Origin of the sequence: Sphingomonas sp. CD22 (assembly GCF_034556155.1) — a bacterium.
In the GTDB taxonomy this organism is placed as follows: domain Bacteria; phylum Pseudomonadota; class Alphaproteobacteria; order Sphingomonadales; family Sphingomonadaceae; genus Sphingomonas.
The window spans coordinates 94222-118748 of sequence record NZ_JAYDYX010000005.1; the positions used below are offsets into that span (position 1 = coordinate 94222).

Below are 24527 nucleotides of genomic sequence, written 5' to 3' on the forward strand. Positions count from 1 at the left end.
TCGTGACCGACACGGTCTGCGGCGGGTCTCATGGAACTCCCGCGTCCCGCATACGGAACCTAGCGCCCGATGGCATTTCCTCGCTTCTTCAAATTCATGTCCCATGACATGGCGATCGATCTCGGCACCGCGAACACGCTGGTCTATGTCCGCGGCCGCGGCATCGTGCTCAATGAGCCGTCGGTGGTCGCGGTCGAGACGATCAACGGCGTCCGCCGGGTCAAGGCGGTCGGCGACGACGCCAAGCTGATGATGGGCAAGACGCCGGGCTCGATCGAGGCGATCCGGCCGCTACGCGACGGCGTCATCGCCGACATTGACGTCGCCGAAGAGATGATCAAGCATTTCATCCGCAAGGTGCACGGCCCCCGCAAGTTCGCGCGCTGGCCCGAGATCGTGATCTGCGTGCCGTCGGGCTCGACCAAGGTCGAGCGCCGCGCGATCCGCGACGCGGCGTCGAACGCGGGCGCGAGCCAGGTCTATCTGATCGAGGAGCCGATGGCCGCGGCGATCGGCGCCGACATGCCCGTCACCGAGCCGATCGGCTCGATGGTGGTCGACATCGGCGGCGGCACCACCGAAGTCGCGGTGCTGTCGCTGCGCGGCCTCGCCTACACCACCTCGGTCCGCGTCGGCGGCGACAAGATGGACGAGGCGATCGTCAGCTACGTCCGCCGCAACCACAATCTGCTGATCGGCGAAGCCACCGCAGAGCGGATCAAGCAGGAGGTCGGCATCGCCCGCCCGCCCGCCGACGGCATCGGCAAGATCATCTTCGTCAAGGGTCGCGACCTCGTCAACGGCGTGCCCAAGGAGATCCAGATCAACCAGGGCCAGATCGCCGAGGCGCTGAGCGAGCCGGTCGCGACGATCGTCGAGGGCGTCCGCGTCGCGCTCGAGAATACCGCGCCCGAACTCGCCGCCGATATCGTCGATCAGGGCATCGTGCTCACCGGCGGCGGCGCGCTGCTCGAAGGGCTGGACGAGGTGCTGCGCGACGAGACCGGCCTGCCGGTCACCGTCGCCGAGGACCCGCTGACCTGCGTCGCGCTCGGCACCGGCCGCGCGCTCGAAGATCCGATGTTCCGCGGCGTGCTGCAGACCGGCTAAGCCGCGGGCGTTCTTTCACACGAGACGGGGGGACATCGGCGCATGGCGCCTGCCCGCGACCGTCGCACGGGTTTCTCGCGGCGACGGCAGTATAGTGCGTTCTTCGGCTACGTGCTCGCAGTGGCGGGCGCGGTGGTCGGTGCCGCGCTGCTCGCCGCCTCCATCTTCAATCCGCCGGCGTTCAGCGCGGTGCGGATGGCGGTGGCGAGCGTCACCGCGCCCGTCGCCAGCGTCCTCGACGCCGGCGTCGACGCGGTCGCGTCGGTGCCCGAGGCGATCGGCACCTGGTTCCACGTCCATGGCGAGAACGCCGATCTGCGCGCCGAGGCCAAGCGCCACCGCGCTCTGCTCACCAAGGCGCGGGTCATCGCCTACGACAACCGCCGGCTGCGCGCGCTGCTGAAGGTCCGTGACCGCACGCCCGAGCCGGTCGTCGCCGCGCGCCTCGTCGCCTCGACCGCGTCGAGCGGCCGGCGCTTCGCCCTGCTCGACGCCGGGCGGGTGCAGGGCGTGACGCCCGGCATGCCGGTCCGCGGTCCCGAGGGGCTGGTCGGCCGCGTGCTCGAATCCGGGCCGTTCGCCGCGCGCGTGCTGCTGGTCACCGATCCCGAGAGCCTGGTGCCGGTGCGCCGCACCCGCGACGGCATGCCGGCGATCGCCGCCGGCCGCGGCGACGGCCGCGTCGACATCCGTTCGGTCAACGCGACCAACGTCCGCTTCGCCGCCGGCGACATGTTCGTCACTTCGGGCACGGGCGGCCTCTACGGGCCCGGCGTGCCGGTCGCGCAGGTCGAGACGAACGGCTCGGACAGCGTCCTCGCAATCCCCTTCGCCGCGCCGGACTCGCTCGATTTCGCCCTGGTCGAGCGGCCGTTCATGCCGTTGCCGCCGCCCCCGCCGCCGCGGGCGATCGCCCCTCCCGCGACGCCGTCCGCGCCCGCGCCCGCGCGTTGAGCGGGAAAGCGCCGATGTCCCGCTACACGATTGATCACCGGCCGTTCGAGCTGCCGCTGCCCCCCGGCCGGGCGCGGGCGGTGCCGTGGATGAGCGTCCTCGGCGGCTCCGCGCTCACCGCGGTGCTGCCGGTCGTCGCCAGCCTCGCTTTGGTGCCGCCGCTCGGGCTGCTGATGCTGCTGACCTGGCGATTGCTCGCCCGCTTCGCATTGCGCCCTTGGGCGGCGGCGCCGCTCGGCCTGTTCGACGACCTCGTCAGCGGCCAGCCGATGGGATCGGCGGTGCTGCTCTGGTCGCTCTGCTTCATCGCGATCGACCTGATCGAGCAACGCCTGGTGTTCCGCGACTTCTGGCAGGACTGGCTGATCGCCAGCGGCGCGATCGCCTTCTGCCTCACCGTCGGTCGCTGGATCGCGCTTCCGCTCGGCGCGCACGTCGATCCCGTGCTATTGGCACAGATCATGATCGCGGTGATGCTCTTCCCCCTTTCGGTCCGGTTCGTCGCCTGGATCGACCGCAAACGCGGACCGGCCGCATGATCCGCCGCTCTCCCCGCATCGTCACCGAGGCGATGCAGACCTACAGCTTCTCGCGCCGCGCCTGGCTGCTCGGCACCGCGCAGGCGGGCGTCGGCATGCTGCTCGCCGCGCGCATGGGCTGGCTCGCGATCGCGCAGAACGAGAAATACAATCTCCTCGCCGAGAGCAATCGCGTCAATCTGACGATGATCCCGCCGCGCCGCGGCTGGATCATCGATCGCCACGGCGCGCCGATCGCCAACAACCGCACCGATTTCCGGATCGACATCATCCCGGATCGCCTTGAGGGGGGCGACGCTGGCCGCGACCGCGTGATCGGGCTGCTCGCGCGATTGCTCGAACTGACCCCCGACGACGTCGAGCGGATCAAGATCGACCTCAAGGGCGCGGCCGGATTCCAGCCCGTCCAGGTCGCCGAGAACATCAGTTGGGACCGGTTCGCCGCGATCAGCCTGCGCCAGCCCGAGCTGCCCGGCGTCGCGCCGACCCGCGGCTTCGCGCGCGCCTATCCCGCCGGCGCCGCGGTCGCGCATCTCACCGGCTATGTCGGCGCCGCCAATGCCGAGCAATTCAAGAAGACGCACGACCAGTTGCTCGTCACCCCCGGCTTCAAGCTCGGCAAGGACGGTCTCGAAAAGCAGCTCGAGGCGCAATTGCGCGGCACGCCGGGCGCCAAGCGCGTCGAGGTCACCGCGCGCGGCAAGGTCGTCGCGGAGCTGCCGACCCGCGCCGACGTGCCGGGCAAGACGCAGCGACTGACGATCGATGCCGGCCTGCAGGAATATGCCGCGCGCCGGCTCGGCACCAATTCGGGATCGACGGTGGTGATGGACTGCCGCACCGGCGAGATGCTGGCGATGGTGTCGATGCCCGCCTACGATCCCAACAGCTTCTCCGACGGGATCAGTCATCTCGAATGGAAGATGCTGTCGGACGACGACCATGTGCCGCTGATGAACAAGGTGACGCAGGGCCTGTATCCGCCGGGGTCGACGGTGAAGCCGATGAACGGCCTGGCGCTCCTCGCCGCGGGCGTCGGCGCGCACGACCGCATCGTCTGCTCGGGCGCGCTGCGCGTCGGCACCGGCATCTTCCACTGCCACAAGAAGGGCGGCCACGGCCCGCTCGACCTCAAGGGCGCGATCGAGCAGAGCTGCGACATCTATTTCTACGAGATGATCCGCCGCCTCGGCTACGACAAGATCGCGCCGGTCGCGCGACTGGTCGGGCTGGGGCAGAAGTTCGATCTGCCGATCGCCACGCAGCGTTATGGCACGGTGCCGGATTCCGAGTGGAAGCTCAGGAAGTACAAGCACAATTGGACCGTCGCCGACGGCCTCAACGCGTCGATCGGCCAGGGCTATGTGCTCGCCAACCCGCTCCAGCTCGCGGTGATGGCGGCACGCATCGCCTCCGGCCGGACGCTGCAGCCGAGCCTGCTCGCCAACCACGTCCACCTCGACGCCCCCGCCCTGCCCGTCGCCTCCGAACATCTCGCGATCGTCCGCGATGCGATGTACGGCGTCATCAACCAGGGCGGCACCGGCGCCGCTGCACGGCTGCTGGTGCCCGGCGTCGCCATCGCCGGCAAGACCGGCACCGCGCAGGTCCGCCGCATCACCATGGCGGAGCGGCGCAGCACCGGCGTCATCAAGAACGGCCAATTGCCCTTCAAGATGCGCGACCACGCGCTGTTCGTCGGCTTCGCCCCGGCCGACAACCCGCGCTACGCGATCGCGGTGGTGCTCGAACACAACGGCCATACCGTCCGCAACCTCGACACCCCGATGATCGGCCGCGACATCATGACCTATCTGTTCGACCGCGACCGCGCGATGAAGAGCCTCGCCGACGTCGAGCCGACCTGGGGCGGCGACATCGGCACGCGCATGGCGGCGCAGGCCGCCGCCTATCGCGCCGCACAATCGCCGCCGCCCGCCGCCAACGCCACCAAGACCGACGCGACCGTGCCGAGCGATTCCGACGCGGTCGAGGCCGCGACCGATCTCGCCAACCAGACCCAGGCGGCGCTCGCCACCCCCGGTCCGGTCGGCAACACCGTCGCCGAAGACGGCACGACCGAACGAAGCGAACCATGACCCGCAGCCGTATCGTCCCCGATCCCATCGCCCGCCAGCCATGGCGCGTCATCCTGCTGGTGGTGGCGATCGGCGCGTTCGGCCAGGTCGTGCTCTATTCCGCCGCCGGCGGCTCGCTCCAGCCCTGGGCGCTGTCGCAGGGCATCCGCTTCTTCGTGCTGCTCGGTGCGGCGCTCGGCATCTCCTACGTCCCCGAACGCATCTGGAAGGCGTCGGCGCTGCCCGCTTATGTCGTGATCGTCATCGCGCTAGTGCTGGTCGAGCTGGTCGGCGCGGTGCGTGGCGGCAGCCAGCGCTGGCTCGACGTCGGCATCAAGCTGCAACCGTCGGAATTCATGAAGCCGGTGATCGTGCTCGCCTGCGCGCGCTTCTACGACATGCTCCCGCCCAACGAGACGCGGCGCTTCGGCGCGATCTGGCCCGCCGCGCTGCTCGTCGGCATTCCCGCCGCGCTCATCGCCAAACAGCCCGATCTCGGCACCGCGCTGATGGTCTGCGGCGGCGGCGTCGTCGTCATGTTCCTCGCCGGCGTGCCGATGCGGCTGTTCATCGGCGGTGCGCTGGCCCTGTCGGTCGCCGCGCCGATCGCCTTCAACTACGTGCTCCACGATTACCAGCGCAACCGGGTTCTGATCTTTCTCGACCCCGAAAGCGATCCGTTGCGCACCGGCTATCACATCAGCCAGTCGAAGATCGCAATCGGCTCCGGCGGCATCTGGGGCAAGGGCTTCCTCAACGGCACGCAGAGCCATCTCGACTATCTCCCCGAAGGCCACACCGACTTCGTGTTCGCGACGATGGCGGAGGAATGGGGGCTGGTCGGCGGCTGCCTGTTGATCCTCGCCTTCATCCTGGTGGTGCGCTGGGGGGTCAACGTCGGCCAGCACGCCACCAGCCGCTTCGCGCGCCTCACCGCCGCGGGGCTGGCGACGACGATCTTCTTCTACGTCGCGATCAATCTCGCGATGGTGATGGGCCTCGCGCCGGTGGTCGGCATCCCCCTTCCCCTCGTCAGCTTCGGCAGTTCCGCGCAGATGACCGTCCTGCTCTGCATCGGCATCCTGATGTCGATCGACCGCCAAAACCGTCGTGCGGTCCGCTGGTGAGACAAAAAATGCCGCAGGTGCAAAAAAGGGTTTGCAACCTGCGGCACGACTGCTAATTGGCCGCCTCCCGACGGGGCCGGCGCCTCTCCAAAGCGCCAACAACCGGCCAAGTCATGGACGCATAGCTCAGTTGGTAGAGCAGCTGACTCTTAATCAGCGGGTCCTTGGTTCGAGCCCAAGTGCGTCCACCATTATCTTCAATGACTTACGGGATGAGCCGGCGCTTTTTGCCAGACCTACCCCGTCCGATTTACAGCGCAGTTTACATTTTGCCTCGTTTTTCGAGCTTCGAAATGGCCGTTTCTTCCATCCCGAAATTACGGTTGAGATAGTGCGCGTCGAGGATCGGCTCGACATCCTTGAGGCTGTGTCCGGTGATCGTCGCGATCTGCTGAACGCTCGCTCCCGCGATCGCCAGCCGGGTCACCACCGTCCCGCGCAGATCATGAAATGTGAGGTCGGCGATCCCGGCTTTGGCGCATGCCTCGCGCCATGACGTACGAAGCCCAGTGCTCGTCCATGACTGGCCCCGCTCGGTAAGCAGGATGGTCGCAGGGAGTGGCCTGCCCGCGTCCTCGTACGAAGCTTTGAGCGCATCCAGGAGCAGCTTGAGCGCGCACCCACGGTAATCACGATCCGCTTGGGCTTGCGGTTCCTCATCCTGCTTTTCGTCTTGCCCTGGACGAGCTCGCATCATCTAGCAGAAGAGCGGCAACCACGGAAGCGGCCGCTCTAAAGGCGAGCCCGCTTGTGACGTCGGAGCGGTGTCACAAGAAATCCGTCTAGGCTAGCTTCAATTTTGGATACGATCGTAATCAACTTTCGGAGCAAATCCAATCTCTATTCTGGTGGTTGCGAGGACAGTATTTGACGACATCGAAAACTGCTAACCGCCTGCACGTAATATAATATTATTGTTTTATCTTGAAGATCGTCCGGACCAATTATAGGATATGCACCGCTACTTTCGAAGTCGATCCGCCGATATGATGAACGTGTCAGACTTCCCGCCCCTCCGCGCGACCTTATCCGACTAGTTCAGACTCTCGCTTCCACGCCGAGCAGCATAATGTTTTGACAGGCCCATCTAGGTCTTAACGTACTTCGACCTTGCTTGCAGCCTTCTGCGCGGCTCAGATCGGCACATCCTGCGGATCGCGGCTGGTGAAACCGTACGTCCGGTAACAGCTGCTGACGATCCGACCCAAGACGGTGATCTCGGTATAACCTTCAGGTGTGCCGAGGAATGCACCGCGCCAGTCCGCCCCGGCGACGGCCCCCGTCGTGATGAAGGAAATGCCGTTCAGCGCGATCCGCTCGTAGACGTGGCTGTGCGCCTGCAGCACCGCCAGCACGTCATGGTCGCGCAGGATGCGCAGCACCTCGCGGCCATTGACCACGAAGGTCCAATTGTGCGGCGTATCGAGCCAGGATTCGGGCTCGTAGCATTGCATCGCCGTCACGAGCGGAATGTGCGTGACGACGATGATCCGCTTGGCCCTCGGCTGCGCGGCGAGATCGGCGCGCAGCCACTGGAGTTGCTCGGCGTCGACGCGGCCTTCGTAATTGCGGTCGGCGGTCAGGCCGATCGTGTCGAGCACGACGAAATGCACGCCCTTGTGATCGAAGGCATAATAGCGCGGCCCGAAGCGATCGACGTAGAATTGCTTGCCGTAATCGGGCGCGGTCGGGTCGATCCCGCTCTTGGGAAACACGCCGAGGCAATCGTGATTGCCGATGACGTGATGGACCGGTTTGCGCAGATGCGCGCGCTCGGTGCGCTGATAGAGGTCCATCAGCATCGTCGCGCGCGCGCGCCCGGTCTCTAGCGCGTCCTCGACATGATCGCCGCCCTGGATCGCAAAATCGCAGTCCGACGCCGAAATCTGCTCGAAGCACATCGCACAGGCACGGGCGGCATCCAGTTCGGGCCGGATGTGGCAATCGCCCATGAAGGCGAAGCGGAACGTCTCACCGGCAGGCTCCGTCACGCGCGGCGCGGCCCTTGCCGGCAGCGGTGTAAACGGCGCAGCCATCGCGAGGGTCAGGAGAGTACGTCGATCCATATATCACCCTCGTTCAGCAGGAGTGCGGGGCATCAGAAATGCGCCCGCGCCGTGACGAAGATCTGCCGAGGCGCGGCGGCCTGCAGCGTGGTGTAGGTTCCCGTGGGATCGGACGTCACGAACCCCGCGGTCCCGGTCGACGCGATGTAATGCGCATCGAACAGGTTCATGACGTTGAGCTGAAGATCGAAGCGGCGGTCGAACCGATAGCCGGCCGACAGGTTCACGTTGACCGCACCGGGCAGCACCGCGTCGTTGAGGTAGCTGTAATAGCGCGCGCTGCGATAATGTGCGGTCGCCCCGCCCCAGACGACGCCATCGTCATAGCTCAGCTCGACATTGCCGACATGCCTGGGCGAGGCGACGACCTGCTTGCCCTTGGTGGCGACGACCGCGCCGCCCAGCGGCCGGACGTTATCGTCATAGGTCGCGTCATTGTACGCCCAGCTGCCGTAGAGCGACCAGCCCGGCGCGATCCGCCAGTTCGCCGCCGCCTCGACGCCGCGCGACGAAACGCTGCCGACGTTCTGCAGCACATTCTGGTTGCCGACGACGGTGGCGCTGATCGACGAGGCCAGCAGGCGATTGGTGAACTTGACGTAATAGCCGGTCAACGAGAGCTGGACCGCCGCATCGTGGAAGCGATAGCCCGCCTCGAACGTGTTGGTCATTTCCGGCTTCAGGTCGCTGCGGATATAGTCGAACCCCGCCTGCGAACTGCTCGAGAACGGCCCGCTCGACGTCGAGGCGACAAATGCCGCCATGTTGCGCGTATAGTCGCCGAAGAATTCGCTATGTCCGTCGAGCATGTAGAGCAGGCCGGCGGTCGGCAGGAACCAGTTCTGCGCCTTGATCGATCCGTCGATCGGCTTGCGGCTGACGATGCTGTGCGCGTGATTGGTCGAGACGACGCCCTTCACGCCCGCATTCAGGCGAAGATGCACGGTCGCCTGCCAGATATCGCCGATATCGAGCTGGACGGTGTCGGTCCGATACTGGTTGGCATAGGTCGTCTGGAACGGATTGGTGTAGAAGCGCTGGAATTGCCGCGGCGTGACGCCGGCCTGGAGGCCGTAGAGGTAATTGGCCTGATCAAAGGCGTTGCGTTCGTACCAGATGCCGCCCTCGATCTTGTGATCGCCGGCAGTGAAGGTCAGGCGGGAGATGACGCCCTTGCGATCGATATCGTAGCGGTTGGCCGATACCGATATGGGCGAGCCACCATAAGCTGCCGGCGTGGGATCATAGGGGTCCGCCCAGGTGCCGATGCCCTTGTCGAGGTGCAGATAGCCGGTCGTGAACCCCGACAGCCGCGACGACAGGTGGTAGCCGAGCTTTTCATAGGCGAGCAGATCGCGCCGCACCCCGCCGCCCTGATAGACGCTGTCGTCGGCGTTGACGTAGGGCGCAGGCGGGGTGCCGCCGTTCTGCGTCAGCGTCGCGAGCTGCTCGGCGAGCGCGAAGGTCGGGATGTTGTCGAAATCCCAGCCATAGGCTTTGATTCGAGCCAGCGACGTGTCGTTATAATCGTCCTCGCGCCGGTCGATCAGGTTGAGGAAGGTCGTCGCGGTGACGTCGTCGCCGAGCGGCTGGATATATTTGGCGTTGATCTGATCCTGGACCTGCTGGCCCCACCCCTTCCACTTGCCCTGCCGGTCATGCGCATAGGAGAGCGCGATTCGGCCGTTCCCCGGCAGATCGCCGCTGTTGATCCGTACGAAACCGCGCCACGAATTGGCGCTGCCGTAGCTGCCCTCGACATCGACGCCGAACCGTGCGGTCGGATCGATCGAGGTGAAGTCGACCGTACCGCCGATGTTGCTGGTGGAGGCGGTGCCCAGCGCACCGCTGCCCTGCGACAGCGTCGCCGGGCCATTGTTCTCGGTCAGCAGCGCGCGATTGATCGAGAGGCCGTTGTTGTTGCGATATTGCATGTTGCCCAGCGGCACGCCGTCCAGCGTATAGCCCATCTGGTCGGTGAGGAAGCCGCGGATCGACAGCTGCGTCGCGGCCTCATAGGTGCCGCGCGCATCGGACGAGCCGAAATTGACGCCCGGCAGCCGACCGAGCGCGCGGAGCGGCGAGGAACCGGCGGTCAGCTTCGCCATCGCCTTCGCCGAAACCGTCTGCACCTGCCGCGACTCCCCCTGCCCCAGCACGACGATATCCTGGTCGGTGGTCGCCGCGGTTTCCTGCGCGGTGTCGACCGGGGCGACCTTCAGCGAGATCATCGAGGCGGTCTGTTCGGCGATCACCAGCCCCTGCCCCGCGATCAGCCGGCGCAGTGCCTCGTCGCGGGTGAAGCTGCCGCGCAGCGCGCCGACGCGGCGATTGGCGACTGCATCATAGGGAAAGACCAGATGCACGCCGGCCTGGCGGGCGAAGGCGTTGAGCGCGGTCGCGGTATCCGACGCCCCGATATCGAAGCGCAGGCGGGCGGCGTCTCCCGGCGCGGCGATGGCGGCCGCCGGCATCGCGACCGCCACCAAGGCGGTCGTCGTCAGAAACTTGAACATGGCAATCCCCGCTCGATACGAATGTCGATGCAGGGATGGACGAGCGGCGACAAACCGCCATTCGCGGCCGAAAAAATTCTCAGGCGCGGGTGAGGACCACGCCGGTCCCGCCCGCGGTGGCGCGGACGCCGAACGAACTGCGCAGCGCGTGCAGGAATTCCGCCGGGTCCGTCGTCGCGAAGGTACCACCGAGCCGCAGCCGCGACAGCGCCGGGTCACCGATCACGATCTTGTCGGGGAGATAGCGGTTGAGTTCCGCCACCGCATAATCGAGGCTTTCGCCGTTCAGCACCAGCGTATCGTGGCGCCACGCGGTGACGCGGCCGAGCGCGCCGGCGTCACGCGTCTGCAGGCTGACCTGCCCGGCGGTGACGAGCGCGACATCGCCCGCGCCGATGCGCAGCGCGTTACCGTCGGCGATGCTGCCAGCCAGCACCGCCAGCTCGCACCCGGAACCGCGCAGCCGGGCATTGTACCGCCCCGGTTCGAGCCGGAACCGTCCGCCCGGCGTCGACAGCTCGAGATGACGGTTCCCGGCCAGCGCGATCGCAACCTCACCACGATCGAGCCACAGACGCGCCGGGGTTCCGTCCCGCCAGAACACGCGGCTGTCCGTGTTGAGATCGAGCGACAGACCCGGCGCCGCACTTACCGCCTTGCGCTGGCCGACCGCCGTCACCGCCATGTCGCGCGCATAGGCGCGATAGGTCGCGCCGCCGCCGATCGCCGCTACCGCCGCGAATGAGGCCGCGGCCCGCAACACGCGCCTTCGGTTCGGACGCTCTATCGTCGCCCTGACCGGATCGGCCGGTAAAGCAGGCGCCGCATGCTGAATCTCGCCGTGCGAGACGCGCAGCCGGTCCATATCCCGCCACGCGCCCGCCACCTCGGCGAAGGCGACGGCATGGCGGACATCGGCGTCACGCCAGGCCTCGAATGCCGCCACGTCCGCCGATCCCGCGTCGAGCGCGGCCAGCCATGCGGCAGCCTCGTCGATCAGGTCAGCACGACGCTGCGGGATGTCGGTATGGCCGGGCAAGGATCCTCCACGTGCGCGTCGCTATCGCGACGGGCCCTGGTTACGAGCGCCAGCCCCTTAGCCATATGCTTTTCGACGGTCGAGACGGATATCGACAGCGCCTCGGCGATGGCGGCAGGCGACATGCCCTGCACCTTGCGCATATGCAGGACGCGGCCGCATTGCGGCGGCAGGGCGTCGATGAGATCGAGCAGCCGTTGCAATTCGGAGCGTCCCGCGGCGATCGCAAAGGCGTCCGGCGCGGGATCGGCGACGTCCAGCATCTCCAGCGACGCGAGCAGATCGATCCTGACCACGCGCGCGCGCCGCAGCCGCTCCAGCGCGAGATTGTGCACGATGGTCAGCACGAACCCGCGCGGCGCGATGATGGCGCGATGATCCGGTGTCTTCAGGACGCGCGCATAAGCCTCCTGCACCAAATCGTCGGCATCGTCGCGGCCGCAGAAATACACTGCCTTGGCGCGATAGGCCGCCGCATGCGGCAGCACCTCGGCGACGAACCAGCGATCGATATCCCGCAGCCAGCTCAACGCGCACCCCCATCAGTCGGGCGGCGACTAGGCCGAGTTGGTTACAGCGCGGCGACAACTCCCCACGCGACGCAGTCGGCTTTGTAAGTGTGACCCATGGGCGGACATTAACGCGCCCTTCCCCGCTTCCCAACTTCGGCCATCCGTTGATGTGATTTGTCGGAACCGAAGACGATGTTCGCCGGCCTGCCCCATGACCGAGGGCGGACCGGACCATGGGCTTTTGGCAGATGGAGCACCTAGCCCACACCGCTGGCCGCAAAGATCGGTGCGAGCCAGCAAGTGACGCATGGTGCAGCGGCTACGCGCTTGTTCGCGGGACAGGCGAACGGGCGCCCACCTTGAAATAAAAGGGACCGGCCCGGATATTTCATAATGTTTCCGGGTTTGGCAGTCGGGAGTCTGATTTGCGCCTGAGTGAGACGCGGCGGGCCGATCATGCTCTCAGCGGGGGACATTCGATGAACGCAGCCTGGGCCTATCCATTCATTTTCGTCGCTGGCATGTTGCAAGCCGTCGGTGCGTCGATGGGCGGTCAGTTGAACAAGTCGATCGGCAATCCGTGGCTCGCAACATCCATCTCGTTCATGCTCGTCTTGTTCCTGACGGTCGCACTTTTCGCGTGCATGCCGAAGCCGCTACCTAGCGTGGGCGACTTTGCCGCTATGCCGTGGTGGGCACCACTCGGGGGCATCGTCGGTGCGGTCGCCGTGTTCGCCGGGTTCCTGCTGATCCAGAAGCTTGGCGCCGGCCCCGTCAACGGCATCACGATCACCGCCAATATCCTCGCCAGCCTCGCGATCGATCACTTCGGGCTGTTCCGCATGGAGCAGCACGAAATGAACCCTTGGCGCTTCCTCGGCGCACTACTGATGGTCGGGGGCGTCACGCTTATCGCAAAGTTCTGACGTGTCGTGAGGTATTGGAAAAACGAATTTGTTTCAGCCGGTCGAGGACCGTCCGGAGGTCCGTTGCCCCAAGCGATCGCAACGCGTCCCCGCCGAGGATCGCAACCGGCAGCGTATCCGTGATAATCGAGCCCAAGACGCGGCGACCGGTAACGACGATGTCGGTATCGCGGGGCAGCTTGTCATCCTCGCCTTGAACGATGGCGGACTGGTCCGAGCGGCGCTGCTGCGCCATCGCAGCGGTCGAGTGAGCCAGCCCCAGACCGATCAACGTCACCCACGGGGCAGTTATCCATTCATCTCCCAAACTTACGGAAAAGGTGAGCCGAGGGTACTTTCTGTGAACACCCATACGGCTGACCTCGATCCTTCCGCCAAAGCTATCCTGCTAGGATATGCGCGGTGGAAGATGGTCAAATTGCGTCAATAGCTGGGCGTCAAACGCATCCGACGACCGCCTGCCCGATCCGGACTTGAGGCTTAACTGAGAAATGCGAAAGCCAACGCCGGTTCGCAAACTCGCTACTTTTGACGTTCGTGCAACGATGCTGCTCGACTCCGTAAGTATCTCGCGCGATTTGGACTGGCCCGAACGCTAACCGCGGACCTGCCGGCGGCGGTGAATCACCGCGTCATGCCGAAGGCGGCGTACCGCGTCTCGACGCGTGGGTCGATCTTGATCGCAGCGGCGGCGTCGGCGTCGGATTTGGCACGGTCGCCCTTCTTCGACCAGGCGATCGACCGGCCCCATAATGACGATGTCTCGCGGGGTTCCATCGCCAGGACGCAATCATAGTCCACGATCGCCTCGTCGATACGGCCCATCCGCAGCAGAGTGAGCGCACGACTGTCGCGTATCGCCGCATCGTTGGGTAGCTTGATGAGCGCGGCGTCGCAGGCTTCCAGGGCTCGCGCCAGCGCGACGCCGGTGGTCGCCGCTTCCCAACAGAGGTTGTTGAGCTGAAACGGGGTCGTCGCCTTCGCCCGAAGAATAGCCCAATCGGACTCGCCAGCGGCTTGCTGACCGGCCCGCATCCGGGTCAGGCTGCGTACCAGCAGGATATCGTCGTCGTCCGGATGCGCCGCGGCCGCCTTGTCCACCGCCGCCAGCGCTGCCCTGGGATCGCCGGCCTTGAGCTCGAGATCGGCCTTGTATCTGACGGCGTCGCCCGTCGCATCGAGTGCCAAGGCCGCATCGAGATCGGCGCGTCGGCCGACGACGTCGCTCACCGGACGTGCCAGCGCACGATTCACGTACAGATACGCTTCCGGTTTGATCGCGATGGCGCGATCGTACAGGGCCATGGCCTCGGCAGGCCGACCGGCGGCGGTGCGTATCGCCGCAGCCCCGGCGAGGGCATAGGTGTCGGTCGGGAACGCCTTGGCGATCGCATCGGCCTCGGCCAGCACGTCATCGGTCCGGCCCATATCCCGCAGGATGTTGGCGCGCAGCATGTACGCCTGAATGTCCTTGGGGGCGATCGCCTTGATCTTCGCGACATCCGCTAGCGCCGCATCGTGATCCGTCAGTTTGCGATAGGCCGCCGCTCTTGCGTAGAGCGCAGCCGTATCGTCCGGCGTGAGTTCGATCGCGCGCGTATAGGCCGCCACCGCCTCCTTGGGGCGGTTGTTCTGCATCGCGACCCAGCCGCGGCGGTTGGCGATGAACGGGTTGCGCGGCTCGATCTGCTCGGCCGCAGCGAAGTCCCGCTCCGCCGCTGCTACGTCGCCCTTCCGCGCATAAGCGAGCCCGCGGTCGGCGAGCGGCCAATAGGTATGGGGTGCGAGTGCAGCGGCCTTGGAATAATCGGCGATCGCCTCGTCATGGCGTTCGCGATTGAGCAACGCGTTGCCACGATCGATCAGGGCGACGGCGGTGGTCGGGGTCTCTTTCAGCGCGATCGCCAGTTCGGCGTCGGTCATGACATAATCGTCGGGTCGGCGCAGATAGACGGTCTTCTCGGCGAGCGCACGCAGACGCGGCTGCGCGGCTGCGGCCTCCGCGTTGGTCATTTCGGGGGCGAGACTGCGTTCGGTCTTCTCGATCGTGAAGGTGCCATCCTTGACGTCCGCATGACGGTGATATTCGATTCCCCCGACGGTCTCGTCGACGGCGGCGGCAGCCGAGTCGAAGACGCTCCGGAACCCGGCCGGCAGACGGATGCTCTCCTGCACGCGGTTGTAATACGGGAATGGCAGCGCCCAGGGCGCATCGCGATCCGGGCCGGCGTCCCGGGTAAGATCGGCCTTGTAGCCGACGCCGGTGCCATCCGTCTCGTACCAGCCGCTGCTCCAGTCGAGCTTGGCGCTGCCCGTCATGCTGAGGCGCGCCTCGCCGCGCGCCCGGTCGAAGGACGCGGCGGCGCTCTTCACCTCGACGAAATCATATTGGCTGTGCCAATATTTGCGGAGCGCCTGATCCTTCGCTGCACCGGTAAGGTTCGACAGCGAGGCGTTGAGCCCGATCGCCTCGTCGCCCGTCATCACCGTGTCGACGATGAAGGGAGCGGGAACCGTCAGGCCGTTGCGCGCGTCGATCCGGATCGTGGTCGCCACGCCCGGTGCGGTCAGCGGCGGCGGCATCATCCGCACCAGTGCCGCCCGTTCGGGCAGGACCGGCAGACCCCAGCCGGACGCCGGCGGCTTGGTCCGGTCGAGATCGGTGTCGCCCGTGCGCGTCCCGTCGAGCCAGAAGATGCGATCGCCGATATGCGCACGGACGAGGACATGATCGAACAGCGCGATCATCGGCAAACGCTGGTCGAGGCCGTTGCCGAAGCCGGTCCCGACGAGCACCGGTTCGGCTTCGATCCCGGCGGCATGCAACAGACCCAGCAGCAGCGCAGTCTTCGCCTTGCAGTCGCCATACCGACGCGCCCAGGTCGTCGGCGCGTCCGCCGGGACCAGACCGCCGGCCCCCATCGCTAGCGCGACGTAGCGGATGCGATCCTGCACCAGGGTCAGAGCGGCCTGCGCGCGCGCCTTGGCATCGGGAAGCGCGCGAATCCTGTCCGACTCGGTTTTCAAGGCGCCATCGGCCGGCAGTTGCGCAGCCTGCGCGAACAGCGGCGCGAACAGCGCGGCGAGGTCCGCCCAGGAGGTGAAGTCGCTCGCCTCGAGCAGGCGGCCGATGCGGAACCGCGGCGGTGCGCCCTTCGGCAGCACGGCTGGCGCGACGTCCGCCATGCTGATTTCGGCGACAGTATAGCCACCCTCCTTGCGGGTGCTGATGCGCGGCAGGCTGCCGTTGCTGCGCAAATGTACCGGCATATCCGACGGCCAGCGGATCGAGGCGTGCGCCCGGGTGATCGGCAGCGGGTTCCAGGCTGCCGCCAGTTGCTCGACATGACCCTTGACCACCGGATCGGCGTGACTGACCGACATTGCCAGTTCGAGGACGTCGCCGACCTGCAGGCCTTCCGGCTGGATATTCGCCGTCAGCACCCCGTCCAGCATCGCCTGTTCGAGGTTCTGCTCGCGTCGCACCACGGTGAAGGTCTGGCCCGCCTTGAGTACGTCGATCACCTCGGCGCCGCGGTGGATCAGCAACGTGTGGACGGTCAGCGTGTCCGTGTCGGGTCGCCAGGGCAGCGAGATGTTGCCGACGGCGAGACCCGGCGGCGTCTCGATCTCGATCAGGCTCGCCGAATAGACCGTCTGTCGTCCTCGTTCGAACTGCACCTGCTGGTCCGACAGCAGAACACGCATCGGCGCGCCGTCCTGCTGGGCAGGCGTCGCCGGAGCGGGCTGCGGTTTCACCCAGGCCGGCACCGGGCCAAAGCTCGGTTTGTCCTCGGCCAGCGCAGGCATCGCACACACGCTTGCCGCCGCAAGCGCGATCATCGAACGTCGCAACATCACCCCCCATGGTTTGGCCACAGCCTAACGAGGGACGGGCGCGGTGCAAGACGCCGTGACGTGCGAACGATACAGACGGCCCCGCCTATCCCGCGGGGCGCAGTTCGAACACCAGCAGCGTCGAGGTCGCCGTGGCGCAAATCTGACCCTTGTCGTTGTGCAGCGTGGCTTCGGTGAAGGCGGCGCGCCGGCCCATCGAGATCAGGCGGCCGGTCGCGCGGATCGTGCCGCTGGTGCTGCTCAGGCCCTTCACGAACGACACCTTCAACTCCAGCGTCGTATAGCCGTATCCGGGCTTGAGCGCGGTATGTGCCGCGATGCCACAGGCGCTGTCGAGGATCGTCGCGATATAGCCGCCGTGCACCGACCCCATCGGATTGTAGGCGCTTCCATCGGGGGTAGCTTCGAAGACGGCATGGCCATGATCCGCTTCGATCAGCGAGATACCCAGCTTCTCGCCGAGCGGCGGTTGCCGTCCGGTGGCGAGCAGCGCGCGAACCTGGGTGAGCCCGTCGGCACCTTCAGCGGCAATCGATGACATACGTCTCTCCTTCTAGTTGGTCCGGCTGGCCACCATCGCGCCTGTGCCTGGCGGAATATCTCTTTGTCCAAAGCAAATATGAAGCGTTCGATCAAAGAGCTCTCTCTGAAGGCCCTTGCTACACCGCTCCGCGGCGCTGGCATCGACTTCGGTTGGCGCGAAGCGGGCGACTACTGTATTCATCGCGCTGCCAGAAGCCCGGCTCTGCTTTTAACTCAAGGGGCCAGCCTTAGTGATTACGCGTGCAGCAAACCATAAGGAGGCTACATGATCGCGCCGCAAGTCATCATCGACAATCCCCCCACGGTCGCTGCGCCGGTCGGGGCGTACTCTCACCTCGCTGCCGTGCCGCCGGGAACACGGATGCTGTTCGGATGCCCGCGCGGTCGATTACGTGGCAGACATAATTGAGCCGTTTTTCATCACCAATTTGACGTGTTCAACGGCGGCGATGTCGGTGGTGGGATCGCCTGCCACGGCGATCAGATCGGCGAGCAGACCGGCTTTCACCGCACCGAGTTTCTCGGCAAGGTGGAGCCAGCGCGCGTTGCCGGAGGTCGCGGCGATCAGCACCTGCGCCGGTCGCATCCCCGCGCCGACGAGCAACTCCATCTCGCGCGCGTTCTTACCATGCGCGAATACCCCGACATCGCCGCCCATACAGATCGGCACGCCGGCTTTCAGCGCCATCCGCAGGCTCGCGCGATTGATTTCGACCGCACGCGGCGCAGGATCGCTGCCGTTCCAGCCGCGGTAGCGCGACGTCGCGTCCGACGCGGCGAGCGTCGGGCATAGCGCTATCCCCTTGGCTGCCATCGCCGCGAAGATTTCCGGCGTACCGCCATATCCGTGCTCGATCGTGTCGGCGCCGGCGGCGATTGCGCGCCGCATGCCCTCTGCGGTGGCGGCGTGGACCGCCACCGGGCGTCCTGCATCGTGCGCGGCGGCGACCGCCGCGGTCATCTCGGCGAGGCTCAGCGTCGCGCGGCTGTCCTCGCCCGCACGCCAGCGATAGTCGGCATAGAGCTTCACCCAATCGGCGCCCGCGGCGATCTGGCGGCGCACCGCCGCGACGATCTGATCGACGCCCGACACCTCCTCGGCGCCCTGCGGCACGGCGACGCCGGGTTCGAAGCCCTTCGGGCCGTAGGCGCCCAGCGCGACGATCGCACGCGTCGCGACCGACAGCCGCGGTCCGGGTACGATCCCCTGATCGATCGCCGCCTTCAGCCCGACATCGGCATAGCCCGCCCCCTCGGTGCCGAGATCGCGTTCGCTGGTGAAGCCGGCGAGCAGCGTCGCCTTCGCATGCGCGACCGCGCGGGCGGTACGCAAAGCGAGCGGCTCGTGCAGGACCTGATCGTCCCAGCTCGTCTCGTCATAGGGATGCAGGAACAGGTGGCCATGGCCCTCGATCATACCGGGCATCAGCGTATCCCCCGCCAGATCGACGATCCGGGTCCCGGCGGGCACCGGCAGGTTCGGCCCGACCGCGACGATCCGCTCGCCGCTGACGAGCACCTGCCAGCCGGGGTGGACGATCCCGTCGACGCCATCGAAGACGCCGGCCGGTTTCAGGAGGATCGACGCCGGCCCCGACGCTGGCCCCGACGCCGGCGGCGCTGCGGGCACCGCGCTCGCCGGGGTCAGCAGCAGCATTGCGAGCAGCAGTTCGATCGTTCGCCGACGCATGGTCTTTCCCCTTGTCCCGCCTTAGGCTGCGGGCATGGATAAGGTCCTTCGGCGCATGCGCAATCCGGTGATCCTGTTGGCGCTGCTGACGGCCGCCCCGAGCCCGCCGCCGACCGAAGCGACACGCTGGCAGGCGCAGGCCGCGCGCGTCACGATCACGCGCGACGATTGGGGCATCCCGCATGTCCGCGGCCAGACGGATGCCGACGCGGTGTTCGGCCTGATCTACGCGCAGGCCGAGGACGACTTCCCCCGCATCGAGGCCAATTACCTGACCGCGCTCGGCCGTACCGCGGAAGCGCTGGGCGAGGATGCGATCTGGGCCGATCTGCGCCAGCGGCTGTTCGTCGATCCGGCCGAGCTCCAGGCCGACTATGCCGCCAGCCCGGCCTGGCTGCGCACGCTGATGCAGGCCTGGGCCGACGGGCTGAACTGTTATCTGGCGACCCACCCGCAGACCAGACCCAAGGTCCTGACCCGCTTCGAACCCTGGATGGCGCTGAGCTTTACCGAGGGCAGCATCGGCGGCGATATCGAGCGGATCACGCTGAGCGACCTCAAGACCTTCTACGGCACGCCCACCCCGCCTACCCCGGAGGATCTGGGCGCGGTTCCGCGCGAGCCCGCGGGATCGAACGGTATCGCCATCGCGCCGCGCCTGACCGCGAACGGCAATGCGCTGCTGCTCATCAACCCGCACACCAGTTTCTATTTCCGGTCCGAGGCGCAGATGACGAGCGGCGAAGGCCTGAACGCTTACGGCGCCAGCACCTGGGGCCAGTTCTTCATCTATCAGGGCTTCAATCCCAAGGCAGGGTGGATGCACACCTCGTCGACGGTCGACAATATCGACGAATTCGCCGAGCGTATCGTGCGGGTCGGCGCGGGCTTTGCCTATCGCTACGGCAGCGACCAGCGCCTGGTCGCGACCCGCACGGTCACGCTGCGCTACCGTAGGGACGATGGCACGATCGGCGAGCGGCGCTTCACGACCTATCGCACGCATCACGGGCCGATCGTCGCGAAGAAGGCGGGGCGCTGGATCGCGACGGCGCTGATGTGGAAGCCCGTCCCCGCGCTCGAACAAAGCTATCTGCGCACCAAGGCGACCGATCTGGCGAGCTATACGGCGGTCGCCGACCGCAAGGCGAATTCATCCAACGACACGCTGTTCGCCGACGACAAGGGCGAGATCGCGTTCCTGATGCCGCAGTTCATGCCGGTCCGCAGCGACCGGTTCGACTATACCCGTCCCGTCGACGGCAGCGATCCGGCGACCGACTGGCACGGGCTGCACAGCCTCGCCAGCCTGCCGAACGTGGTGGGCCCGCGCACCGGCTGGGTGCACAATACCAACGACTGGCCGTGGAGCGCGGCGGGGCCGGACAGCCCGAAGGCGAAGGACTATCCGCGTTATATGGATCAGGTCGGCGGCAACGCGCGCGGCGTGCATGCCGATCTGCTGCTGACCGGAAAGAGCGGCTGGACGGCCGAGAGCCTGCGCGCCGCCGCCTTCGATCCTTATCTGCCCGCCTTCGCGCGATTGCTGCCCGGCCTCGTCGAGGCGTGGGACGCCCTGCCCGCCCGCGATCCGCGCCGTGCCTCGCTCGCCGCGCCGGTCGCCTTGCTGAAAGCGTGGGATCACCGCTGGAGCCGCGATTCGGCCGCGACCAGCCTCGCGGTGTTCTGGGGCGATCACCTGTGGCGCGAGGTCGGTGGGTTCGCGCAGGCCGAGCGGCTCAACGTCCCCGATTATATCGCCACCCGCGTCGGCGCGGACGCCAAGCTCGCCGCGCTGTCGGAGGCGGTCGACCGGCTGACCCGCGACTTCGGCGGCTGGCGCGTGCCGTGGGGAGACATCAATCGATTCCAGCGGATCGACGATGCGATCGCGCCGCACTTCGACGATGCGACGCCCTCCCTCCCCGTGCCCTTCACGTCGGCGCAATGGGGCAGCCTGGCCTCGTTCGGTGCGAAACGCTGGCCGGGCACGAAGCGCTATTACGGCACCAGCGGCAACAGCTTCGTCGCGATCGTCGAATTCGGTCCGCGCGTGAAGGCGATGGCGGTGATGGCCGGCGGGCAGAGCGGCGACGTGCGCTCGCGCCACTTCACCGACCAGGCGGCACGCTATGCGCAGGGCAGGCTCCGCCCGGTCTATTTCTATCCCGACGAATTGAACGGGCATATCGAACGTCGCTATCGGCCGGGCGGCTAGCGCCTACATTGCGCAGCGGCCCGGTCGAGCCGCGCAGGCGTCGCGGTGACGGCATGGGTGGGGCAGACGCCGGTCCCGACGGCGGATCGCGAAGACCGACATCTCCTCGCCGTCCCGCTCATCATGACAGTTGGATGAACTTCGCCGACGCATGGACACAAAAAGACACAAATCCAGTTATCACGGGCGGGTCGGCGCCGGGTCGTCCCCACGAATTGGGGTCATCCCGTATGGATCAAACTGCCTTCCTCCTCGGGTTCACGATCATGTCGCTGGGCTCGCTCGCGATATACGTCACCGGAAAAAAAACGCATCCCTCGGGCCATCATACCCTCCTGCACGCCAGCGTGCCGTTCATCGCGGCAACGGCCTATCTCGCCATGGCCTTCGGCATCGGGACGCTGTTCAAGCTCGACGGATCGATCACCTATCTCGCCCGGTATCTCGACTGGTCGGTGACGACACCCATCCTCCTGTCGAGCCTCGTTCTTCTCGCCTTTCACGAATGCGGCAGGACCGGCGAGGTCGGCGGTCACCTGACCGCGATCATCGTCCTCGACGTGTTGATGATCGTCACCGGTCTCGTCTCGTCGCTAGCGGGCCCTTCGCTGGCGAAGTGGGTTTGGTATGGCTGGTCCTGCGTCGCGTTCCTCGGCGTGCTGTATCTCCTGTGGGGACCGTTGCGCACGCTGGCGATGAGCCGCGGCGCCGCATTGGGGGCGGCCTATAACAAGAACGTCGCCTTTCTTACGATCATCTGGTTCCTGTATCCGATCGTCTTCCTGATCGGGCCGGAGGGGATGAAGATCATCGCGGACCCGGCATCGGTCTGGGCGATCCTGATCATGGATGTCATCGCGAAGGTCGTTTACGCTTTCTACGCCGCCAGCAACCTCGACAAGGCGCTGGCCGAACATGGTGACGAGCGCGGCCATCGGTCATGACGACGCGCGCGTCGGCGATCGGCGGCAGCCTATTGCTGGCGGCGGCCTCGGCCGCCGCCTTAGGGTCGCTGACCGTCCAGCTCGCCTTTGCCGTCGTGGCGATCGGCGTGATCGGCATGGCGCACGGTGCCAGCGACCTCGCGATCGTGGAGCGTCGCCGACGCCCGGTGTTCCTTGCGCTCTATGCGCTCGTCGGCATCCTCTGCCTCTCGTGGTGGATCGCCGATCCTGCGGTGGCGTTGCCCGCGTTCCTCGTCGCGTCCGCCGTGCATTTCGGGCTTGAAGATGCGCCCGACGGCGCGATCCTCGAGAAGATCGTGCGCGGAACGAGTCTCGTCGCGACGCCGGCGACGTTCCATATGGGCGCGCTCACCGAGCTGCTCAGCCTTGCTGGTACCCCGACCTTCGTGCCGCCGATGGTGGCGGTGATGGCCTTCGCCGGCGGCGGGGCCGCGGCCTGGCTGATCGCCGGCGCCATTCAGCATCGCGATGGTCGCCTTCTGACGGGGACGGCGGCGCTTCTCGTTCTGCCGCCTCTGGTCGGATTTTCGGTCGGCTTCCTTATGCTGCATGCGCTGCCGCAGACGGCCGAACGCAGCGATCAGCTCGGCTGCGCCGACATCGCCGACTATCTTCGGGCAACGGGGCCGATCCTGTTCAGTGCCGTGGTCCTGATCGGGATCACGGGCGGGCTGCTGCTGCGGCTCGATCCGTCGGGGGTACGCCCCTTGTTTGCCGGCATCGCCGCGCTCGCCGTACCGCATCTGCTCGTGACGCCATGGTTCGAACCGCTGGAGCGGCCGTTCGGGGCAATGCGGGGTCGGAGAAGGATGATGATCGGTATTAGCAACGGATAGAACGGACGCCGCGGCCCGGATCGTTCCGGGCGGCAATCGTCGCGCTATCGTCGCCCCGCCGAGATAATCCGGAACATCGTGGCACCTCAATACCTTGTCGATCAACGAACAGTGATCCTCAGGTGGAGACGGGTATTGAACGAGCGCACATGCGATGTGGCGATCATCGGAGCGGGCACCGCGGGGTTGAAGGCCTATAAGGCAGCGGTGGCGCGCGGCGCCGACGTGGTGATCGTCGAGCGCGGACCCGGCGGGTCGACCTGCACGCGTGTCGGCTGCATGCCCTCCAAACTGCTGATCGCCGCGGCGCGCGTCGCGTATCAGGCCCGCAAGGCCGGCGAATTCGGGATCGTGACGGGTGAGGTCTCCGTCGATGCCGCCAAACTGTGGAGCCGTGTCCGGCAGCAACGCGATCGCTTCGTCGACTCGATTCTCGACGATTATCATGCCATCCCTACGGACCGAGTCGTCCATGGCAGCGCCCGCTTCACCGGTCCGCGGACGATCGCGGTCGGCGACGACCGGATCACCGCGCGCCGCGGCATCATCATCGCGACCGGCGGACATCCGATCATCGCCGAGACGCTCGATCCGGTCCGCGACCTCGTCCATACCCACGAGACGATCTTCGAACTCGCCGATCTCCCTGAGACGATGGCGGTGCTCGGCGCCGGGGCGCTGGGGCTCGAACTGGCCCAGGCCTTCGCCAGGCTCGGCGTTGCGGTCACCGTCATCGATGAGGGCGAGATGATCGGCGGCCTCAAGGACCCGAAGACGAATGCGGCCGCCATCGCGGCGATCGGCGAGGAATTCGCATTCCAGCTCGGCGTCGACGCATCCGCGGCACTGACCGACGACGGTCGTGCACGACTGAGCTGGTCGGGCGGCGCGGTCGAGGTCGACCTCGTCCTCGCCGCGACCGGGCGGCCGCCGTCGCTCGACGGGCTCGATCTCGATACCACGGGCATCGCGCTGGACGATCATGGCACGCCGGTTTTCGAGAAAAATACACGCCGCTGCGGCGACAGCGACATCTTCATCGCCGGCGACGCCAATGCGTGGCGCCCCGTGCTGCACGAAGCGGCGCGCGGTGGTCGCATTGCCGGCGATGTCGCGATGGGCGGGCCATCCGCCAAGCCCCTCCCGGCCTTCGCGATCGCCTTCACCGAACCCAATCTGACGGAAGTCGGTATGTCGTTCGATGATTTGCCGGAGGATGTCCGGATCGGCGAGGCGAGTGTCGCCGACAACGGCCGGGCGACCGCGGATGGCGAGGATCAGGGGCTGGTCCGCCTGTATGCCGATGCCGACGGCAAGCTGCTGGGCGCCTCGATCGTCGCCCCCGAAGGCGAGCATCTCGGCCATCTCGTCGCGCTGGCGATCGAACGCGGCATGGATGCGGCGGCCTTCGCCGATCAGGCCTGGTATCATCCGACGCTCGAGGAACTGCTGCAAAGCGCCGCGCGCGATCTGCTCGGCGACGACGGATGACTGCGGCGTGACCCTGCTAACATAAGATAATTCGTCGCAGGGCGATATCTACCGGAACG

The 24527-nt window shown here is 66.6% G+C and carries 19 protein-coding genes and 1 tRNA gene; 11 read left to right on the top strand and 9 right to left on the bottom strand.

The genetic code is table 11. From position 1 onward, the window contains the following. Positions 1 to 69: 69 nt before the first annotated feature. The 6 genes from SFC76_RS11245 (at position 70) to SFC76_RS11270 (ending at position 5999) form a co-directional block, all read left to right on the top strand. Entirely contained in the window at positions 70 to 1110 is a 1041-nt protein-coding gene (locus SFC76_RS11245) for a rod shape-determining protein (RefSeq protein ID WP_038660014.1), read from the top strand. A 42-nt stretch (positions 1111 to 1152) separates the two neighbouring features. Next, the gene (mreC, locus tag SFC76_RS11250; RefSeq protein WP_322849562.1) at positions 1153 to 2064 is read left to right on the top strand and encodes a rod shape-determining protein MreC; all 912 of its coding nucleotides are present in this window, start codon (positions 1153 to 1155) and stop codon (positions 2062 to 2064) included. A 14-nt stretch (positions 2065 to 2078) separates the two neighbouring features. Then, positions 2079 to 2603: a rod shape-determining protein MreD gene (gene mreD / locus SFC76_RS11255; RefSeq protein WP_322849563.1), complete on the top strand. Its 525-nt coding sequence runs from the start codon at positions 2079 to 2081 to the stop codon at positions 2601 to 2603. After that, the gene (mrdA, locus tag SFC76_RS11260; protein ID WP_322849564.1) at positions 2600 to 4702 is read left to right on the top strand and encodes a penicillin-binding protein 2; all 2103 of its coding nucleotides are present in this window, start codon (positions 2600 to 2602) and stop codon (positions 4700 to 4702) included. The genes mreD and mrdA overlap by 4 nt, the downstream gene beginning before the upstream one ends. Then, positions 4699 to 5808, top strand: coding sequence for a rod shape-determining protein RodA (gene rodA, locus SFC76_RS11265; protein WP_322849565.1), 1110 nt, complete (start codon positions 4699 to 4701; stop codon positions 5806 to 5808). Before mrdA ends, rodA begins: the two co-directional genes overlap by 4 nt. Positions 5809 to 5923: 115 nt before the next feature. Then, positions 5924 to 5999: transfer RNA gene (locus SFC76_RS11270), tRNA-Lys, on the top strand. 71 nt (positions 6000 to 6070) lie between these two features. On the opposite strand, the gene SFC76_RS11275 is transcribed toward SFC76_RS11270, so the two are convergent. From SFC76_RS11275 to SFC76_RS11295, 5 genes are all read right to left on the bottom strand, one after another. Then, positions 6071 to 6505 (bottom strand): tyrosine-type recombinase/integrase, encoded by a 435-nt coding sequence (locus SFC76_RS11275; RefSeq protein WP_322849566.1) that lies wholly within the window; start codon positions 6503 to 6505, stop codon positions 6071 to 6073. Positions 6506 to 6941: 436 nt separating this feature from the next. Then, positions 6942 to 7799, bottom strand: coding sequence for a metallophosphoesterase family protein (locus SFC76_RS11280; RefSeq protein ID WP_322849567.1), 858 nt, complete (start codon positions 7797 to 7799; stop codon positions 6942 to 6944). A 107-nt stretch (positions 7800 to 7906) separates the two neighbouring features. Further along, positions 7907 to 10390 (bottom strand): TonB-dependent receptor, encoded by a 2484-nt coding sequence (locus SFC76_RS11285; protein ID WP_322849568.1) that lies wholly within the window; start codon positions 10388 to 10390, stop codon positions 7907 to 7909. A 79-nt stretch (positions 10391 to 10469) separates the two neighbouring features. After that, entirely contained in the window at positions 10470 to 11429 is a 960-nt protein-coding gene (locus SFC76_RS11290) for a FecR family protein (RefSeq protein ID WP_322849569.1), read from the bottom strand. Beyond that, positions 11387 to 11959, bottom strand: coding sequence for an RNA polymerase sigma factor (locus tag SFC76_RS11295; protein ID WP_322849570.1), 573 nt, complete (start codon positions 11957 to 11959; stop codon positions 11387 to 11389). The genes SFC76_RS11290 and SFC76_RS11295 overlap by 43 nt, the downstream gene beginning before the upstream one ends. 461 nt (positions 11960 to 12420) lie before the next feature. Between SFC76_RS11295 and SFC76_RS11300 the strand changes: the two genes are divergently transcribed. Beyond that, a complete protein-coding gene (locus tag SFC76_RS11300) occupies positions 12421 to 12867 on the top strand; it encodes a DMT family transporter (protein WP_322849571.1) in 447 nt (148 codons plus the stop codon). Here SFC76_RS11300 and SFC76_RS11305 read toward each other — a convergent pair. The 4 genes from SFC76_RS11305 to SFC76_RS11320 form a co-directional block, all read right to left on the bottom strand. Then, a complete protein-coding gene (locus SFC76_RS11305) occupies positions 12851 to 13144 on the bottom strand; it encodes a hypothetical protein (protein ID WP_322849572.1) in 294 nt (97 codons plus the stop codon). The genes SFC76_RS11300 and SFC76_RS11305 overlap by 17 nt on opposite strands. A gap of 347 nt (positions 13145 to 13491) precedes the next feature. Continuing rightward, positions 13492 to 16677, bottom strand: coding sequence for a tetratricopeptide repeat protein (locus tag SFC76_RS11310; protein WP_322849573.1), 3186 nt, complete (start codon positions 16675 to 16677; stop codon positions 13492 to 13494). Positions 16678 to 16810: 133 nt separating this feature from the next. After that, complete coding sequence (locus SFC76_RS11315) at positions 16811 to 17266, bottom strand: PaaI family thioesterase (RefSeq protein ID WP_322849574.1); 456 nt, start codon at positions 17264 to 17266, stop codon at positions 16811 to 16813. 390 nt (positions 17267 to 17656) lie between these two features. After that, positions 17657 to 18958, bottom strand: a complete 1302-nt coding sequence (locus tag SFC76_RS11320) for an amidohydrolase family protein (protein ID WP_416222413.1) — start codon at positions 18956 to 18958, stop codon at positions 17657 to 17659. 34 nt (positions 18959 to 18992) lie between these two features. Between SFC76_RS11320 and SFC76_RS11325 the strand changes: the two genes are divergently transcribed. From SFC76_RS11325 to SFC76_RS11340, 4 genes are all read left to right on the top strand, one after another. Then, on the top strand, positions 18993 to 21176 hold the full coding sequence (locus SFC76_RS11325) for a penicillin acylase family protein (RefSeq protein WP_322849575.1): 2184 nt from the start codon (positions 18993 to 18995) through the stop codon (positions 21174 to 21176). A 230-nt stretch (positions 21177 to 21406) separates the two neighbouring features. Then, positions 21407 to 22120, top strand: coding sequence for a bacteriorhodopsin (locus tag SFC76_RS11330; protein WP_322849576.1), 714 nt, complete (start codon positions 21407 to 21409; stop codon positions 22118 to 22120). After that, the gene (locus tag SFC76_RS11335; RefSeq protein WP_322849577.1) at positions 22117 to 22977 is read left to right on the top strand and encodes a Brp/Blh family beta-carotene 15,15'-dioxygenase; all 861 of its coding nucleotides are present in this window, start codon (positions 22117 to 22119) and stop codon (positions 22975 to 22977) included. The genes SFC76_RS11330 and SFC76_RS11335 overlap by 4 nt, the downstream gene beginning before the upstream one ends. A gap of 111 nt (positions 22978 to 23088) precedes the next feature. Beyond that, a complete protein-coding gene (locus SFC76_RS11340; RefSeq protein WP_322849578.1) occupies positions 23089 to 24468 on the top strand; it encodes a dihydrolipoyl dehydrogenase in 1380 nt (459 codons plus the stop codon). Positions 24469 to 24527: the final 59 nt, after the last annotated feature.

Excerpts from the sequence above, each read along its gene's own strand:
- SFC76_RS11300 (WP_322849571.1), top strand. The coding sequence starts at position 12,421 with ATGAACGCAGCCTGGGCCTATCCATTCATTTTCGTCGCTGGCATGTTG.
- mreD (WP_322849563.1), top strand. The coding sequence starts at position 2,079 with ATGTCCCGCTACACGATTGATCACCGGCCGTTCGAGCTGCCGCTGCCC.
- SFC76_RS11325 (WP_322849575.1), top strand. The coding sequence starts at position 18,993 with ATGGATAAGGTCCTTCGGCGCATGCGCAATCCGGTGATCCTGTTGGCG.
- SFC76_RS11315 (WP_322849574.1), bottom strand. The coding sequence starts at position 17,266 with ATGTCATCGATTGCCGCTGAAGGTGCCGACGGGCTCACCCAGGTTCGC.
- rodA (WP_322849565.1), top strand. The coding sequence starts at position 4,699 with ATGACCCGCAGCCGTATCGTCCCCGATCCCATCGCCCGCCAGCCATGG.
- mreC (WP_322849562.1), top strand. The coding sequence starts at position 1,153 with ATGGCGCCTGCCCGCGACCGTCGCACGGGTTTCTCGCGGCGACGGCAG.
- SFC76_RS11275 (WP_322849566.1), bottom strand. The coding sequence starts at position 6,505 with ATGATGCGAGCTCGTCCAGGGCAAGACGAAAAGCAGGATGAGGAACCG.
- SFC76_RS11320 (WP_416222413.1), bottom strand. The coding sequence starts at position 18,958 with ATGCGTCGGCGAACGATCGAACTGCTGCTCGCAATGCTGCTGCTGACC.
- SFC76_RS11310 (WP_322849573.1), bottom strand. The coding sequence starts at position 16,677 with ATGCCTGCGCTGGCCGAGGACAAACCGAGCTTTGGCCCGGTGCCGGCC.
- SFC76_RS11330 (WP_322849576.1), top strand. The coding sequence starts at position 21,407 with ATGGATCAAACTGCCTTCCTCCTCGGGTTCACGATCATGTCGCTGGGC.
- SFC76_RS11335 (WP_322849577.1), top strand. The coding sequence starts at position 22,117 with ATGACGACGCGCGCGTCGGCGATCGGCGGCAGCCTATTGCTGGCGGCG.
- mrdA (WP_322849564.1), top strand. The coding sequence starts at position 2,600 with ATGATCCGCCGCTCTCCCCGCATCGTCACCGAGGCGATGCAGACCTAC.
- SFC76_RS11285 (WP_322849568.1), bottom strand. The coding sequence starts at position 10,390 with ATGTTCAAGTTTCTGACGACGACCGCCTTGGTGGCGGTCGCGATGCCG.
- SFC76_RS11245 (WP_038660014.1), top strand. The coding sequence starts at position 70 with ATGGCATTTCCTCGCTTCTTCAAATTCATGTCCCATGACATGGCGATC.